Raw genomic sequence first — 17107 nt, forward strand, 5'->3', positions numbered from 1 at the left:
TTGAGGCCCCTCCCTTAAAATCCGAGCGATTCACGAAAGACAGCATGCTTTACCCCGAACTTTTCAAACAACTCGAATCCGTCCGCTGGGACATGGACAAGGACATCCCCTGGGACCAATTCGACGCTTCGCAGCTGTCGGATGAGCAGGCCCAGACCATCAAGATGAACGCCATCACCGAGTGGGCTGCGCTGCCGGCCACCGAGATGTTCCTGCGCGACAACCGGGGTGACAGCGACTTTTCGGCCTTCATGTCGATCTGGTTCTTTGAAGAGCAAAAGCACTCGCTGGTCCTGATGGAATACCTGCGTCGCTTCCGGCCCGACCTGGTGCCCACCGAGCAAGAGCTGCACGAGATCCGCTTCGAGTTCGATCCGGCCCCCGCCCTGGAAACCCTGATGCTGCACTTCTGCGGCGAGATCCGCCTCAACCACTGGTACCGCCGTGCGGCCGAATGGCACACCGAGCCGGTGATCAAGCAGATCTACACCACCCTCAGCCAGGACGAAGCCCGCCACGGTGGCGCTTACCTGCGCTACATGAAGCGCGCCATCAACAACTTCGGCAACGAAGCCAAGGCCGCCTTCGCCAAGGTGGGGGTGCTGATGGCCAGCGCCCGCCGCACCGCCCAGGCGCTGCACCCCACCAACCTGCACGTCAACAAGCAGCTGTTCCCACGTGACACCATCCAGAGCCGCCTGCCCAACCCCGAGTGGCTGGAAACCTGGCTCGACAGTCAGATCAACTTCGATGCCGTGTGGGAAACCAAGGTGGTCGATCGCATCCTGCACAACATGAGCCTGCTGCTGGACCGCAGCTTCAAGACCGTGCAGGAACTCAACCGCTACCGCAAGGAGGTCTCGGCCACCCTGGTCAGCCCCGCGGCTGGCGCCCAGCCGGCCTGAGCCCTGTCCCCTGCGAAAAACGGCCCCTCGGGGCCGTTTTGTTTTTCAGCTTTCAGACCAGGGTCAGCAGGCGTTCCAGCGGCAGCTTGACCTTCACCTCGCGCGCGGGCAGCCCGGCCGTGATCTTGAAGTCGGGCCGGGCCGTGTCACGCGGTGGGGGTTCGGCCATCGCCATGCCCTGCCGACTGATCACCACGCTGACCCGCGGTGTGCTGGGCGTGGCACCGCGCCGTGTCACCACGGCCACTTCACCCGAGGCCAGCTTCACGTACGAGCCCGGGGCGTACATGCCCACCGCCTTGACCAGCGCGGCACCGGCCTCGTCCACTTTCTTGTCTTCGTCGAAATAGCTGCCCTGCATGGCAGCCGTGCTGGGCAGCGGAAAGCGGGTGGCGCGCGGGGCCATGCGGGCGCCGAAGATGTCGGCCCGCTGGATCAGCCGCGCCATCTGCTGGGCGGGTGGGCGGCCCGTCAGGGGGCCGGGGCTGCGATCGTGGTGGTGCCGCACCGCCTCCAGCCAGTCCGGGTCTTGAATGCCCAGCTTCATGAGCATGTCCACCGACTTTTGCGAATGGCCGTCGATGGCCTCGACCTGGGCTGAACTCAAAGGCAGGCTTTGCTGGGCCAATTGGTCCTGCAGTTCGGTCATGCTGATGTTCATGGTCAGCGCGGACAGGCCCAGGCTGTTCACCCGATCCTCGGACCACTGCAAGACCGTGCGGGCGGCCAGCATGCACACCACCGACACCAGCATGGCGTGGGTGGCACTGTAGAGCCGGGTTTCCCCGGCTGACAGGTGCATCAGCGCAAACAAGGTGGCATCGGTCTGGCGCTGGGTCAACAGGGTCAGGTCGGCGTGCAGCTGGAACAGCCGCGTCATGAAGCTGGTGCTCTCGGGCTGACGCAGCACATTGCTGGCCCGGGTCTGGATGTCGTGCCAGTTCGGGCGCGCCGTCGGGTCCGTGATGGTCGGGGCGGTGGTGTCCGGCCCCTTGCCGTCGGTCACGAACTGGGTCGATGCGATGGTGCCCAGGGTCTTGCCCTCTCGCACCATCGAGTGCAGCTTGCCCACGTAGGCCCGGTGGCTCTCGCCCGACTCGTCGGTGTCCACGCACAGGCTCATGCCGCGCAAGGCCATCTGCTGCAATTCATCCTTGGACTGCACCACATAGCCCTTCTGGGCGAGCAGAACGCCGGTGGCACTGCGCAGGATGAAAGGCAGTGGATGACCCAGCGGAATGGTTTCGAGGTCGAGCTTGACGAGCTTCATAGGCGTCATCAATTATGTATGTATTCGTAACAAATGAGCGGCCTCGTGACCGGGTGTTTACGCTTCTTTTTGATTGATCGCGGGGTTGGGGGGCTGCAATCGGCGTCGCCAGGGGCGCCCCTGTGCCAGGTCATCCAGGGCGGTGAAGACCGCCGGAATCACCAACAGGCTCAGCAGGGTGGAGGTGATCAAGCCGCCGATCACGGCCACCGCCATGGGCGAGCGGAACGAGGCATCGGCCGCGCCCATGCCCAGGGCGATCGGCAGCATGCCCGCGCCCATGGCCAGGGTGGTCATGATGATGGGCCGGGCCCGTTTGTGGCAGGCGTCCAGCAAGGCCTCGCGGCGGCTCATGCCGTGTTCGCGGCGCGCCAGGATGGCGTATTCGACCAGCAGGATCGAGTTTTTGGTGGCAATGCCCATCAGCATGATCAGACCGATCAGCGAAGGCATCGAAAAGCTCTTTTGAGCCACCAGCAGCCCGACAAAAGCGCCGCCCAGCGACAGCGGCAGGGCCGCCAGGATCGTCACCGGGTGCAGCAGGTGCTTGAACAGCAGCACCAGCACGATGTAGATGCACAACACCCCGGTCAGCATGGCCAGGCCGAAACTGGCAAACAGCTCGCCCATCACCTCGGCGTCGCCGACCTCCACCACGTGCACCCCGGGCGGCAGTTGGCGCATGGCGGGCAGGGCCTGCACGGCTTTGGCCACGTCGCCCAGGGGCAGGCCAGAGAGTTCGATCTCGAAGTTCACATTGCGCGAGCGGTCGTAGCGGTCGATCACCGCGGGCCCGCCCGAGGCGCTCAGCGTGGCCACCTGGTCCAGCAGCACCGGGCCCCGGGTGCCGGGCACGCTCAGCCGTCCCAGCAGCGCCAGGTCCTGGCGGGCGGCGGGCTCCAGTTGCACCACGATCGGCACCTGGCGCTGGGCCAGGTTGAGTTTGGCCAGGCCCAACTCGTAGTCGCCCACGGTGGCGATGCGCAGGGTGTCGGCGATGGCCGTGCTGGTCACGCCCAGGTCGGCGGCGCGGGCAAAGTCGGGCCGTACCGCGATCTCGGGCCGCACCAGGCTGGCACTGGAGGCCACGCTGCCCAGGCCGGGAATGGTGCGCAGGTCTTTCTCTACCGCCAGGGCGGCTTGCTGCAGGGCGGCCGGGTCATCGCCCGTCAGCACCAGGATGTACTTCTCGCCCGAACCGCCCAGGCCCACCTTGCTGCGCACGCCGGCCAGCGGCTCCAGCGCGGCGCGCAAGCGGTTTTCCAGCACCGGCTTGGGCGGGCGCTGACCCCGTTCGGCCAGTTGCAGGGTCAGGGTGGCGCGGCGCACCTCCGAGGCGCCCTGGGGCGCAAAGGGGTCGCCACCGGCGCTGCCACCGCCGATCGTGGTGTAGATGCTTTTCACCTCGGAGACGGCGCTCACCCGCTGGCGGGCCTCTTCGGCCGCGGCCCGGGTCTGGGCCAGCGTGCTGCCCGGGGGCAGCTCCAGGTACACCTGGGTCTGCGAGTTGTCGTCGGGCGGGATGAAGCCGGTGGGCAGCAGCGGGATCAGCGCCAGCGAACCCACAAAAAAGGCCAGCGTGAAACCCAGCGTGGCCCAGCGGTGGCGCAGGCACCAGGCGGCCCAGCGCAGGTACAGGCGCATCCAGCGCGGGTCGGGCTCGGCCTCGGGCTGGGGCCGCAGCAGGTAGGCTGCCATCATGGGCGTGAGCACCCGTGCCACCAGCAGCGAGGCCAGCACCGCCAGCGCGGCGGTCCAGCCGAACTGCTTGAAGAAGCGCCCGGCGATGCCGCTCATGAACGCCGTGGGCAGGAACACCGCCACCAGGGTGAAGGTGGTGGCCACCACGGCCAGGCCGATCTCGTCGGCCGCCTCCATGGCCGCCTGGTAGGGGCTCTTGCCCATGCGCAGGTGGCGCACGATGTTCTCCACCTCGACGATGGCGTCGTCCACCAGGATGCCCACCACCAGCGACAGCGCGAGCAGGGTGATCACGTTGATCGAAAAGCCCAGCCAAGCCATGCCGATGAAGGCCGGAATCACCGACAGCGGCAGTGCCACCGCCGACACCAGGGTGGCGCGGGCATCGCGCAGGAACAGCCACACCACCACCACGGCCAGCAGGGCGCCCTCGTACAGCAGGTGCATCGAGCCGTCGTACTCGTCCTGCACCGGCGCCACAAAGTCGAAGGCCTCGGTGATCTCGACATCGGGCCGCTCGGCGCGCAGCGCGGCCAGGGCCTGGCGCACCGCGGCCCCCACCTCGACCTCGCTGGCCCCGCGGCTGCGTGCCACCTCGAAGCCCACCACCGGCTGGCCATTCAGCAGGGCCGCGGCCCGGGGCTCGGCCACGGTGTCGCTGACCCGGGCCAACTGGCTCAGGCGCAGCGGGCGGCCGTCGCCCAGCGGCAGGGCCAGCGCGGCCACCCCGGCGGCATCCTGCACGGTGGCCAGGGTGCGCACGGGCTGCTCGCCGCCGCCCAGGTCGGTGCGCCCGCCGGCGCTCTCCACCTGCACCTGGCGCAGCTGACGCGACACCTCGGCCGCCGTCACCCCCAGGGCCTGCAGCTTCAGGGGGTCCAACGTCACCTGGATCTGCCGCTCGGCCCCCCCGACCCGGTTCACCGCGCCCACACCGCGCACCGTCAGCAGGCGCCGCGCCACGGTGTTGTCCACGAACCAGGACAGGGCCTCGTCGTCCAGCGCCGCGCTGCGCACGCTGTAGGCCAGGATGGGCTGGGCCGCCAGGTCCATCTTGGTGACGATGGGGTCGCGCACATCGGCGGGCAGGTCGGCCCGCACGCGCGAGACGGCCGAGCGCACATCGTCCACCGCCTCCTGCACTGGCTTTTCCAGGCGGAATTCGGCCGTCAGGGTGACCCCGCCGTCCTGCACCTTGGTGTAGAGGTGCTTGAGCCCCTGCAGCGTGGCCAAGCTGTTTTCGATCTTGCGCGCCACGTCGTTTTCCAGTTGGGCGGGCGCGGCCCCAGGCAGCGACACCGACACCGACACCGTGGGCAGGTCGATGTCGGGAAAGTTCTGCACCTTCATGCTTTGGAACGCCACCAGCCCACCGAAGGTGAGCAGCACGAACAGCATCAGGGCCGGGATCGGGTTACGGATGGACCAGGCGGAGACATTCATACCGGCTTCCTCAGCGCTGAGGGGCGGTGGTGCCGGGGGCCGGCGGGTTGCTCACCCGCACCCGGTCACCCTGGTTCAGAAAGCCGGCGCCCTGCAGCACCACCGTGGCCCCGGGGGCCAGGCCACGCAGCAGCTCCACCTGTTCACCCTGGCGCCGCCCGGTCTCGACCTTGCGCTGCTGCACGGTCTGCTGGGCATCCAGCTCGAACACATAGCTGAAGCCGTCGCGCACCACCAGCGCCTGCTGCGGCAGAGTCAGGGCCGGGCTCTGGCCCAGCTCGAACTCACCGCGGGCAAACAGCCCCGGACGCAGTTCGGGGTGGGGCTTCAGGTCCACATAGACCAGGGCGTTGCGCGTCTGCGGGTCGATGGTGGGGGCCAATTGGCGCAGCTCGCCCAGCACCTGGGCCCCGCTGGGCAGGCCCAAGCGCACTCGGGTGCCACGGCGCAGGCGTGGCAGCTCGGCGGCGGTCACCTCGGCGCGCCACTCCAGCCGGTTCTGCCGGATCAGGCGGAACAGCTCGGTGCCGCTGGCGGGCACCGCCCCCACAGTGGCACTGCGGGCCGAGATCACGCCGCTGTCAGGGGCCAGCACCTGGGTCTGGCGCAGCCGCAGTTCCTGGGCCTGCACGCTGGCCCGGGCGGCCAGCACGCGGGCCTGGGCGGCCCGCTCGGTGCTCAGGGCCTGGCTGATCTGCTGTTCACTCAGGGCCCCGCCGGGCTGCACCTGTCGTGTGCGGTTGGCATTGGCCACGGCTTCGTCGGCGTTGGCTTCGGCCTCCAGCAGTGCGGCGCGGGCCTGGGCCAGATCGGCCTGCACCGTCTCGTCGGCCAGCCGCGCCAGCACCTGGCCGGCGCGTACCGTATCGCCCACATTGACCAGCACCTGGGTCAGGCGCAGCCCCTGCGTCTCCAGGCTGACGAGGGCTTCCTGCCAGGCGGCCACGTTGCCGTTGGCTTGCAACTGCAGCGGCAGGGTCACCTGGCTGGGGCGGGTGGTGCTCACGGTCAAGGCGGGGCGGGCCGTGGCGGGCTCGGCGCCCTGGGCTCCAGGGGCGATCAGCCCCAGCAGGCAGGGCAGGCAGGCCAGCGCGAGGGCGGCGAGTCGTTGGCGGTTCATGTCGGGTCTCACAGGGCGGGGCCGGGGCGGGCCGGGCCCGCGGGGGCGGCGGCTTCTTCGGTGATGTCGGGTGGGGTGTCGGGTGAGGGGGCGGGCAGGCTTGTGTTGCCGTCCCAGCCGCCGCCGGCGGCACGGTACAGGTTGATCCAGGCCAGCTGTCGTTCCAAGGCCAGGGTGCTCAGGCTGGTCTGGGCGGCCAGGGCGCTGCGCCGGGCTTCTTCCACTTCGGCCAGGCTGGCCAGGCCGGCGCGCTGGCGCGTCTGGGTGTGTTGCAACACGCTGTCGTAGCCTTGGCTGGCCAGTTGTGCGTCGTGTCGACGTTGCTGGGCCGAGGCCAGGTTCAGCAGGGCTTCCTCCACCTCGCGCACGGCCTGGCGCACCCGTGCCTGGTACAGGGCCACGGCTTCGGTGTAGCGGGCCTGGGCGGCTTGCCGCTCGGCCTTCAGGCGCCCGCCGTCGGTGATCGGAAAGCTCAGGCTCAGCGGCCCCAGCGACCAGGTCGACAGGTGCTGGGTGCTGCCCCGGGCGTCCAGGCGCAGCGCGCTCACCGATCCTTGCAGGCTCAGCTGCGGGTAGCCCGCGGCATCGGCCTGTTGCACCTCGGCCCAGTTGGCGGCCAACTGGCGGGTGGCCTGGACCACGTCGGGGCGTTGCTCCAGTACGCGGGCCGGCAGGCTGCCCAGGCTGAACAGCGTGTCGGGCGGGGCGGGGGGCTCGCTGTCTTGCAGGGTGTCGAAAAAGCCGGGCGTCTGGCCGGTCAGCGCCACCAGGGCGCGCACCTGCACCTCGCACAGGGTCTGCTGCTGGCGCCAGCGTTGCCGGCCTTCGGCGGCGCTGGCCTCGGCCAGGGCCAGGGCCGCGGGCGCCTGCAGGCCTGCCCGTTGGGCCTGTTCCATCCATCGGGCACTCGCCTCGCGTGAGCGGGCATCGGCGGCAGCCAGCCGGGCCTGGGCCCCGCATTGGCGCCATTGGGCGTACTGGCTGGCCACCTCGGCTGCCACGCTCACGCGCGCCTCGTGCCATTGGGCCCGGGCGCCTTGCAGCCGGGCCTCGCTGGCGGCCAGGGCCGCCCGGTTCATGCCGAACAGATCGGCCTCCCAGCTCAGTTGCGGGCCGGCGGAGGCGATGGTGGCCACGCTGCCCAGCGCGGTGGCGTAGCCGCGGCTCACGCTGGCATTGCCGCTGAGCAGCGGTTGCAGCTTGGCAGCCGCCTCGACGCGCTGAGTGCGCGCCTCGACCAGCCGTGCCTGGGCGCTGGCCAGGCCCGGGCTCAGGGCCTGGGCCTGTTCGATCAGGCCTGGCAGCACGGGGTCGTTCCATTGCCGCCACCAGTCGGCCACCGCCTGGGGCTGGCCGCCGTGTGGCAAGGGGGCGGTCCAACGCTCGGGGGCGCTGGTCGGTAGCGGGGGCATGGCCAGGGGCGCGGCACAGGCCGCCAGGGCCAGGGGCAACACGACCAGCAGGGCGCGCCCGATCAGAACGAAAGCGGGTGTCATGGCGGCGGATTTGAGCACAGTGCGCGCGCTCTGGCGGGTGGGCCGTTGCGACCCGGCTGTGGATTCAGTCCGAGACCCAGGCCAGACGGCCCTGGCCCAGCTCGTTGAGGCGCGCCACCAGGGCGGCACTGGCCGTCTCGGGCAGGCTGAAATGCAGGGTCACCACGCTGCCGTGCTGCACCTCGCCCAGTGTGGCGCCCGCCTGCTCCAGCTCACGCCGCACCGTGCCTTCGAGCGCATAGGGCACGCTGCAGGCCAGTGCCCGCATCTTCTGCAGCGTCACTTTCGGCGCCTGCAGCAGGGCCTGGGCTACCGCATCCGTGTAGGCGCGCACCAGGCCACCAGCCCCGAGCTTGACGCCGCCGTAGTAACGCACCACGGTGGCCAGCACGCCCTCCAGGTCCTGGTGGCGCAGCACGTCCAGCATCGGTCGGCCCGCGGTGCCGCCGGGCTCGCCATCGTCCACCGCCGCCGACTGGCCGCCCGCCAGCAAGGCCCAGCACACATGGGCTGCGCCTGGGTGTTGCTGGCGCAATTGCTGCACCACGGCCTGGGCGGCGGCCCGGTCGCTCATCGGCTGGACGCAGCCGATGAAGCGGCTTTTCTTGATCAGCAGTTCGCTGTGGGCGGGGGCACTGAGGGTCTGAGGCATGGGGGCAAAAGCTTAACCCAGGCAAAGGCCGGGCGAATCCCCTACGATGCGCCCATCATCCTGAACCCGAGCTGCGCCATGAACACCACCGCCCCTGCCACCTTGAAGATCGATTTCGTCTCCGACGTGTCCTGCCCCTGGTGCGCCATTGGCCTCAACGGTCTGCAGCAGGCCCTGGACGAACTGCAGGGCAGCGTGCAAGCCGAACTGCATTTCCAGCCTTTCGAGCTCAACCCCCAGATGGGGCCTGATGGGCAGGACATCACCGAGCACCTGGCCCAGAAGTACGGCGCCACCGCCGAGCAGAGCGCCGCCAACCGCGAAGCGATCCGGCAGCGCGGCGAATCGGTGGGCTTTCGTTTTGACATGGCCGCACGGGCCCGCATCTACAACACCTTCGATGCGCACCGCCTGCTGCACTGGGCTGAGGGCGAGGGCCCGGGGCGTCAGCTGGCGCTCAAGAAAGCCTTGTTCGAAGCCTATTTCAGTCACGGGCAGAACCCGTCCGATGCCGAACTGCTGATCCAGCTGGCCGCCGGCGTGGGCCTGGACGCGGCCCGGGCCCGGGCCATTCTGGACAGCGATGAGTTTGCCGCCGAGGTGCGGGCGCAGGAGCAGCTTTACCAAGGTGCTGGCATCCATTCGGTGCCGGCGGTGATCGTGAACGACCGCCACCTGATTCAAGGCGGCCAGCCGCCGGCGGTGTTTGTGCAGGCGCTGCGCCAGATCGCTGCCGAGGCCTGAGCCCGCGCCAGCGCCCACATGGGCGCCCGGGCGGCTTCAGCCGCCCAGCACCGCCGCACTCAGCGCCATGATGGCGTCGCGCTCGGCCGCCACCTGCTCCGGTTCGACCTGGGTGGGTTCTTCGTTGAGCCGGGCCTTGTGCTGGATGCGGCGCAGTTCGCGGTAGGCCGCAGCCGCCCGCTCGCCCACCCCGGCGGGCAGCAGGCCGCAGGCCTCGGCACGCTGCAGCAGGGCGATGTTGCCCACGTTGTCGCGCAGCCCGGGGTGGCTGGCCGATTGGGCCAGCACCAGGTACTGCACCGCGAACTCGGCATCGACCATGCCGCCCTGGCTGTATTTGACGTCAAAGCGGCCGCTGCGCACCTTGTGGGCGCCGCGCACGCGGTCGCGCATGCTCACGATCTCGTCGCGCAGGGCGGCCGCATCGCGTGGCGCGGTGATCACGGCCTCGCGCACCGCGTCGAAGCGGGCCTGCAGGCCCGGGCTGCCCAGCACGAAGCGGGCCCGCGTCATGGCCTGGTGTTCCCAGGTCCAGGCGGTGTTGCTGCCGCGCTGCTGCTGGTAGTTGGCGTAGGCCTGGAAGCTGGTCACCAGCAGGCCCGAGTTGCCGTTGGGGCGCAAGGCGGTGTCGATCTCGAACAGATCGCCTTCGGCGGTCTTGACGGTCAGCCAGTTGATCAGCTTGCGCACAAAGGCCGAGTACACCTCGGAGGCGCGTTCGTCCTCGTCTTCGTAGACGAACACGATGTCCAGGTCGCTGCCATAGCCCAGCTCTTTGCCGCCCAGCTTGCCGTAGCCAATGATGGCGAACTGCGGCAGGTCGGCGTCGGTGCGGTGGCGGTTTTTCAGCCGCTCCCAGCACCAGCGCACGGTGATCTGCAGCAAGGTGTCGGCCAGCGAGCTCAGGTCGTCGGCCACCTGCTCGACGCTGAGCCGGCCCTCCACATCGCGCGCCAGGGTGCGGAACACCTCGGCGTGGTGGGCGCGGCGCAGCAGGTTGAGCAGGGTTTCGTCGTCGTCTTCGCCGGTCGAACGCAGCGAGCCCACGCGGCGCGCCAGTTCGTCCTTGAGGTCGGCCGCCGAGAAGCGTTCGGACAGCATCGCGTCGCTGGCCAGTTCGTCGATCACGCCAGGGTGTTGCAGCAGGTAGCGCGCCGGCCAGCGGGCCGCCCCCAGCAGGTGCATCAGGCGTTCGTGCACGGCCGGGCGCTCCAGCAGCATGGCCAGGTAGCTTTCGCGCCGCAGCAGGGGCTCCAGCCAGTTGATCAGCTGAACCGCTGCGGCTTCGGTCACGCGGTCTTCGCGCACCCACACCGCGCTGCGCTGGACCAGGCGGATCAGGCGCGCCCGGGCGTCCTCGCGCAATGCCTGCACGCGCGGGTGGTTTTGCCACTCCTGCACCCGTTCGCGCAGGGCGGGTGGCAGTTTGTCGAGCAGGCCTTCAATGTCGGCCGGCACGGCGCCGGTCTTGGCGCCGCAACTGCCGCCGCGGCAGCTCTTGCGTTCTTCGCTCTGGCCCAGCAGGGTGTCGAACTCTTGCGCCACCAGCTCGCGGTGGGCGTCCAGTTCGTGCAGGAAGGGGCAGCAGTCGGCAAAGCCCAGGCTGTGCGCGATCCAGTTCAGGTCTTCGTCCTGGGTGGGCAGCAGGTGGGTCTGCTGGTCGTCGAGGAACTGGATGCGGTGCTCGACCCGGCGCAGGAAGGTATAGGCGCGAGCCAGGGCGTTGGCGGTTTCGGCGGGCATCAGTCCCGCATGGGCCAGGCGCTGCAGGGCTTCCAGGGTGGGGCGGCAGCGCAGCTCGGGGTACTGGCCGCCGCGCACCACCTGCAGCAATTGCACGGTGAACTCGATCTCGCGGATGCCACCGCGCGACAGCTTGACGTCGTTGGCGCGCGCCGGGTGGCCGGCGCTGCGCCGCGCTGCATGCTCGCGGATCTGGCGGTGCAGGGTGCGCAGCGCCTCGAACACGCTGTAGTCCAGGTAACGCCGGAACACAAAGGGCAGCACCACGCCGCGCAGGGCTTGCACGCCGCTGCCGCTCAGGGCGCTGCGCGGGGCGATGACCCGGCTCTTGAGCCAGGCAAAGCGCTCCCACTCGCGGCCCTGCACCTGAAAGTATTCCTCCAGCGCCGACAGCGACACCGCCGCCGGGCCTGAGTTGCCGTTGGGGCGCAGCGCCAGGTCGACGCGGAACACGAAACCGTGCTCGGTGGTGTCGCCGACCAGGGCGAAGATCATCTTCACCGCCCGGCCGAAATACTCGTGGTTGGACAGTCGGCCGCGCCCATCGGGCAGGCCTGCGGTCTCACCGTCGTGGTCGTAGATATAGATCAGGTCGATGTCGCTGGACACATTGAGCTCACGCGCACCCAGCTTGCCCATGCCGATCACCCACAGTTCGGCGCGTTGGCCGTCCGGGCCCAGGGGGGCGCCGTGCCGGCTGTCAAGTTCGGCCTGCACCTCGGTGCAGGCCACATCCAGGGCCAGTTCGGCCAGCTCGGTGATGCCACGGGTGATGGTGGCCAGATTGGCCTGCCGGTCGCAATCGAGCACCACCAGGCGTTCCATCACCAGCTGGCGCAACACCCGCAAGGCGGCGCCGGTGTCCAGCGAGCGCTGGCGCAGAGCCTGCAGCGCTTCGCGCAGGGTGGCATGGGTGGGGGGCCCTGGGGGCAGCAGGGGCAGCAGATCGGCGTAGCGCCGGTGCAGGCGCTGCACCAGGCGGGACTGGGTGGAGAGTGGCTGTGTGCTCATGGGCCCTCGGATCAGACGGGGGAATGCCCGACGGGCATCCCATTCATTAACAAAACTTCACGGGGTACGCAAAAAACCGTGTTTCCGCTGCGGGTCATAATTCCTGCCACATTCAACAAGCGCCATGAACGACCCGATCCCCATTCCTTCGCGAGGGCTGAAGCTGTTTTCAGCCTTGACGCGCTGGGCCCTGTGGGCGTTGCTGGCCTTCTGGCTCATCCTGGCAGCGTCCTGGGGGGCGCTGCACGGCTGGATTGTGCCCCGAATCGCAGAGTTCCGCCCCGCACTGGAGCGGCAGGCCAGCCGGGCCATGGGGCTTCCCGTGCGCATCGGTCACATCAGCGCCCGCAGTGAAGGCCTGATCCCCACCTTCGAGCTGGAGGACGTGGTGCTGTCCGACCGCGAAGGGCGCGAGGCGCTGATCCTGCCGCGGGTGGTGGCGGCACTCTCGCCGCGCTCGCTGTGGAACCTGGGTTTTCAGCAGCTCTACATCGAACGCCCCGAACTGGAAATCCGCCGCACCCGTGAGGGTCGGCTGCGCGTCGCCGGCCTGGAGATCGACCCGGCCAGCCCGGGCGATGACCGCATCAGCGACTGGGTCTTTTCCCAGGCCGAGCTGGTGGTGGCCTCGGGCATCGTGCACTGGAGCGACGAGCTGCGCGGAGCCGAAACCTTGAGCCTGTCCGACGTCAACGTGGTGCTGCGCAACAGCCCGCGCCGCCACCTGATGCGGCTGGACGGCACGCCCCCGCCCGATTGGGGCGAGCGTTTCACCCTGATGGGGCAGTTTCGCCAACCCTTGTTGAGCGTGCATCGCGGGCACTGGCGCGACTGGAACGGCCAGTTGTACGGCAGCTTCGATCGGGTCGATGTCGCCCGCTTGCGCCGCCAGATCGACCTGGGTTTTGAAGTGGCCAGCGGTCAGGGCGCCCTGCGTCTGTGGGCGGATGTGGCCAAGGGGCAGTTCACCGGCGCGGTGGCCGATGTGGCCTTGTCTGATGTGAACGTGCAGTTTGCCCCCGACCTGGAGCCCCTGGCCCTCAAGTCGGTGCAAGGGCGGCTGGGGGGGCACCGACTGGCGGGCGGTTTTGATGCCTCGACGACTGGGCTGCAGTTTCTGACCGCCGACGGTTTGCGCTGGCCGGGCGGCAATGCGTTTGTCAGCTACACCCAGCCCGATCCGCGCCACGGCGCCAAGGGCGAACTGCGGGCCGACCGGCTGGACCTGGCCGCCCTGAGCCAGATCGCCAACCGCCTGCCCCTGGGGGAGGCCGCGCACCGCCTGCTCAAGGGTCAGGCGCCGCGGGGGCTGGTCGAGTCGGTGCAGGCCCAATGGCAGGGGCCGGTCGATGCCCCCGAGCGCTACAGCCTGAAGGGTCGGGCCAGCAGCCTGGCGCTGGCCGCGCACGATTCGCTGCCTGGGGTGTCCGGCCTGGACCTGGACTTCGACCTCAACCAGGGCGGCGGCAAGGCCTCGGTCAGGATGGCCAATGGCCAGGTCGAGCTGCCCACGGTGTTTGACGAGCCCCTGCTGTCGGTGGACCAGTTGCAGGCCCAGTTGCAGTGGCAGCAGCAGGGTGAGCAACTGGCGCTCCAGGTGGCCGATCTGCGCTTTGCCAATGCCGATCTGCGGGGTGAAGGGCGGTTTCAGTGGCGCAGCGCCGAGCCGGGCAAGGTGCCGGGTCGAGGCCGCTCCCCGGGCGTGCTGGACCTCACGGCCAGCCTCAGCGAGGCTGATGCCACACGGGTTTACCGCTACCTGCCGCGCGCCCTGCCCAAGGATGTGCGCGACTACGTGCGCGAGGCCGTGACGGCCGGCCGCATCGGACGGGCGCAGTTCCGCGTCAAGGGCGATCTGCGCGATCTGCCCTTTGCCAACCCGCGCCTGGGCGAGTTTCGCATCAGCGCCCAGGTGCGCGAGGCCGGCCTGGCCTATGTGCCCAAAAGCCTGATGCCGGCGGGCGCCGCGCCCTGGCCGGCCCTGGCCCACCTCAATGGCGAGCTGATCTTCGATCGCCAGAGCATGCACGTGAAGGGCGCCACCGCCCAGTTCGCCGGCCTGCCCGATCTGCAGGTGGTGCGTGTGGAGGCCGACATCCCCGACCTGATGCACACCGTGGTCGGTGTGGACGCCACCGTGCGCGGGCCGTTGGCCGATGCCCTGGGCATCGTCAACAGCTCGCCGCTGAGCCGCATCACCAACCAGGCCCTGGCCCAGGCCGTGGCCACCGGGCCAGCCGAGGTCAAACTCAAGCTCGCGCTGCCAATTGCCCAGATCGAGCGCAGCAAGGTGCAGGGCAGCGTCACGTTCACGGGCGGCAACGATTTGCGGGTGGTGCCGCAGGCCCCCCAGTTGTCGCGGGTGCGGGGCAGCGTGGCGTTCTCCGACACCGGCTTCCAGCTCAATGGGGTGCAGGCCCGGGCCTTGGGCGGCGATGTGCGGCTGGAGGGCGGACTGCGCCCGCCGCCGGTCGGCACCCAGCCGCCCGACCCCGTGCTGCAGTTGCGGGCCAACGGCACGTTCAGCGCCGAAGGCCTGCGCCAGGCCGGTGAGCTGGGCTTTGTGGCCGGACTGGCAGCCCAGGCCACGGGCAGTGCCCCGTATTCCCTGGTGCTGGGCATGCGCCGTGGCCAGCCCGAGATCCAGGTGCAAAGCAGCCTGCAGGGCCTGACCTTGAACCTGCCTGCGCCCCTGGGCAAGGCGGCCGATGCCGTGATGCCGCTGCGCTTCGACAACAGCCTGCTGCGCGAGGCACAACTCCAGGGCCCGCTGCGCGACCAGTTGATGGTTGAACTGGGGCGCCAGGTGCAGATCCATTACGTGCGCGACATCGCCGGCCCCCAGGCCCGTGTGCTGCAGGGCAGCATCGCGGTCGGGCTGGGGCCGGGCGAATCGGCCCCCCTGCCCGACAGCGGCGTGATGGCCAGCGTGCACCTGCCCCTGGTGGATCTGGATGCCTGGGAGCATGCGCTCACCCGCGCCGGTGGCCCGGCCCGGTCCACCGGGGTGGCGTCTTCGGGCAGCGAGGCCAGCGCCCAAAGTTACCTGCCGAATGCGCTGGCCGTGCGCGCCGACACCCTGGTGTTTGACGGCCGCAACCTGCACCAGGTGGTGGTCGGGGGCTCGCGCGAGGGCTCGGTGTGGCGTGCCAACCTCGACGCCACCGAGCTCAATGGCTATCTGGAGTACCGGCCACCGGGCAGCGCCGGTGCGGGGCGGCTGTTCGCTCGCCTGTCGCGACTCAAGCTGGCGCAAAGCAATCAGAGCGAGGTCGAGGCCCTGCTGGACGAGCAACCCACCAGCATCCCGGCCCTTGACATCGTGGTGGACGACTTCGAATTGCGCGGCAAGCGCCTGGGCCGCGTCGAGATCGAAGCCGTGAACCGAGGCGGTGAGGGCGCCCAGCGCGAGTGGCGCTTGAACAAGTTCAACATCCTCACCCCTGAGGCCACGCTCACGGCCACCGGCAACTGGGCCAGCCTGCCCCTGCCCACCGTCGGGCCGCGCCTGCTGTCCGAGCGCCGCCGCACGGTGATGAACTTCCGTTTTGACATTCGCGATGCCGGTCAGTTGCTCACCCGCCTGGGCATGCCCGGTGTGGTGCGCCAGGGTCATGGCCCGCTGGAGGGGCAGGTGGCCTGGATGGGCTCACCCCTCACGCTCGACTACCCCAGCATGGCGGGGCAACTCAGCATCCAGGTTGAAGGTGGCCAGTTTCTGAAGGCCGACCCGGGCCTGGCCAAGCTGCTGGGCGTGCTCAGCCTGCAGGCCCTGCCGCGGCGTCTGACGCTGGATTTCCGGGATGTGTTCAGCCAGGGCTTTGCCTTTGACCTGGTGCGCGGCGACGCCCACATCGAGCAAGGCATTGCCAGCACCAACAACCTGCAGATGAAGGGCGTGAATGCCGCGGTGCTGATGGAGGGCAAGGCCGACCTGGCCCGCGAGACGCAAGACCTCAAGGTGGTGGTGGTGCCCGAGGTGAATGCCGGCACGGCCTCGCTGGTGGCCACCGCCATCAACCCGGCGATTGGCCTGGGCACGTTTCTGGCCCAGTTGTTCCTGCGCAAGCCCTTGATGGAAGCGGCCACCCAGGAGTTCCACATCGATGGCACCTGGACCGACCCGCGCATCGTGCGCCAGAGCCGCGGCCCGCGCGACAATCTCCCCGTCAATGTTCCGGCACCCGCAGGAGTCAAACCATGAAAGTCGCCGCCCTTCAGATGGTGTCCGCCACCACGGTCCAGGCCAATCTGGAGCGGGCCGGCCTGTTGCTGGCCCAGGCCGCCGAGGCCGGGGCCGAGTTGGCCGTGTTGCCCGAGTATTTTTGCCTGCTCGGCCGGCGCGACACCGACAAGCTGGCCGTGCAGGAGGCCCCCGGCCATGGCCCGATCCAGGACTTTCTGGCCCGGCAGGCACGCACCCTGGGCCTGTGGATCGTGGGTGGCACCCTGCCGCTGTCCACCGGCCAGCCCGAGCGCGTGCGCAACAGCAGCCTGGTCTGGTCGCCCGCGGGCGAGCCCGTGGCCCGCTACGACAAGATCCACCTGTTCTGCTTCGACAACGGGCGTGAACGCTACGACGAATCGCGCGTACTCGAGGCCGGCACCGAGCCCGTGTGCTTCGACCTGCCCTCGCGCGATGGCCAGCGCTGGCGCATCGGCCTGTCGGTCTGCTATGACCTGCGCTTTCCCGAGCTGTACCGCACTTACGCGGCGCAGGGCGCCGATCTGCTGCTGGTGCCCAGTGCGTTCACCGCGACCACCGGCGAGGCGCACTGGGAGCTGCTGCTGCGCGCCCGGGCCGTCGAGAACCTGGCCTATGTGCTGGCGCCGGCCCAGGGGGGCGAACACGAAAACGGTCGCTGCACCTGGGGTCATTCGATGCTGGTCAACCCCTGGGGCCAGGTGATGGCCTGTCAGGCCCAGGGCGAGGGCGTGGTGTTGGGCGAGCTGGATCGCGAGCAACTGACCACCTGGCGACAGCAATTGCCCGCGCTGGGCCACCGCGTGCTGTGAGCGCGG

General features: G+C 69.5%; 10 protein-coding genes. 4 read left to right on the plus strand and 6 right to left on the minus strand.

Going from position 1 to position 17107, the window contains the following annotated elements:
- The first annotated feature begins 44 nt into the window (after window positions 1-44).
- Window positions 45-905, plus strand: coding sequence for a ferritin family protein (locus tag AC07VS_RS10850; protein WP_492348452.1), 861 nt, complete (start codon window positions 45-47; stop codon window positions 903-905).
- A 52-nt stretch (window positions 906-957) separates the two neighbouring features.
- On the opposite strand, the gene AC07VS_RS10855 is transcribed toward AC07VS_RS10850, so the two are convergent.
- From AC07VS_RS10855 to AC07VS_RS10875, 5 genes are all read right to left on the minus strand, one after another.
- Window positions 958-2175, minus strand: coding sequence for an HD-GYP domain-containing protein (locus AC07VS_RS10855; protein WP_494655748.1), 1218 nt, complete (start codon window positions 2173-2175; stop codon window positions 958-960).
- Window positions 2176-2232: 57 nt separating this feature from the next.
- Window positions 2233-5319, minus strand: a complete 3087-nt coding sequence (locus AC07VS_RS10860) for an efflux RND transporter permease subunit (RefSeq protein WP_494750950.1) — start codon at window positions 5317-5319, stop codon at window positions 2233-2235.
- Window positions 5320-5329: 10 nt separating this feature from the next.
- Window positions 5330-6439, minus strand: coding sequence for an efflux RND transporter periplasmic adaptor subunit (locus AC07VS_RS10865; RefSeq protein ID WP_492348449.1), 1110 nt, complete (start codon window positions 6437-6439; stop codon window positions 5330-5332).
- A gap of 8 nt (window positions 6440-6447) precedes the next feature.
- On the minus strand, window positions 6448-7935 hold the full coding sequence (locus AC07VS_RS10870) for an efflux transporter outer membrane subunit (RefSeq protein ID WP_494655745.1): 1488 nt from the start codon (window positions 7933-7935) through the stop codon (window positions 6448-6450).
- 64 nt (window positions 7936-7999) lie between these two features.
- The gene (locus AC07VS_RS10875; RefSeq protein ID WP_492348447.1) at window positions 8000-8587 is read right to left on the minus strand and encodes an IMPACT family protein; all 588 of its coding nucleotides are present in this window, start codon (window positions 8585-8587) and stop codon (window positions 8000-8002) included.
- Window positions 8588-8665: 78 nt separating this feature from the next.
- On the opposite strand from AC07VS_RS10875, the gene AC07VS_RS10880 reads away from it, so the two are divergent.
- Window positions 8666-9331 carry a DsbA family oxidoreductase gene (locus AC07VS_RS10880; protein ID WP_494655744.1) on the plus strand — a complete coding sequence of 222 codons (666 nt, stop codon included), beginning with the start codon at window positions 8666-8668 and terminating at the stop codon, window positions 9329-9331.
- Between the two features lie 36 nt (window positions 9332-9367).
- Here AC07VS_RS10880 and glnE read toward each other — a convergent pair whose 3' ends face one another.
- Complete coding sequence (gene glnE / locus AC07VS_RS10885) at window positions 9368-12085, minus strand: bifunctional [glutamate--ammonia ligase]-adenylyl-L-tyrosine phosphorylase/[glutamate--ammonia-ligase] adenylyltransferase (RefSeq protein WP_494655743.1); 2718 nt, start codon at window positions 12083-12085, stop codon at window positions 9368-9370.
- Window positions 12086-12209: 124 nt separating this feature from the next.
- Here glnE and AC07VS_RS10890 point away from each other — a divergent pair, with 124 nt between their 5' ends.
- The gene (locus tag AC07VS_RS10890; RefSeq protein WP_494750951.1) at window positions 12210-16289 is read left to right on the plus strand and encodes a YhdP family protein; all 4080 of its coding nucleotides are present in this window, start codon (window positions 12210-12212) and stop codon (window positions 16287-16289) included.
- Window positions 16286-17101 (plus strand): carbon-nitrogen hydrolase family protein, encoded by an 816-nt coding sequence (locus tag AC07VS_RS10895; RefSeq protein WP_494655741.1) that lies wholly within the window; start codon window positions 16286-16288, stop codon window positions 17099-17101. The genes AC07VS_RS10890 and AC07VS_RS10895 overlap by 4 nt, the downstream gene beginning before the upstream one ends.
- Window positions 17102-17107 lie beyond the last annotated feature (6 nt).

This window comes from Curvibacter sp. GW821-FHT01G03 (assembly GCF_059422285.1).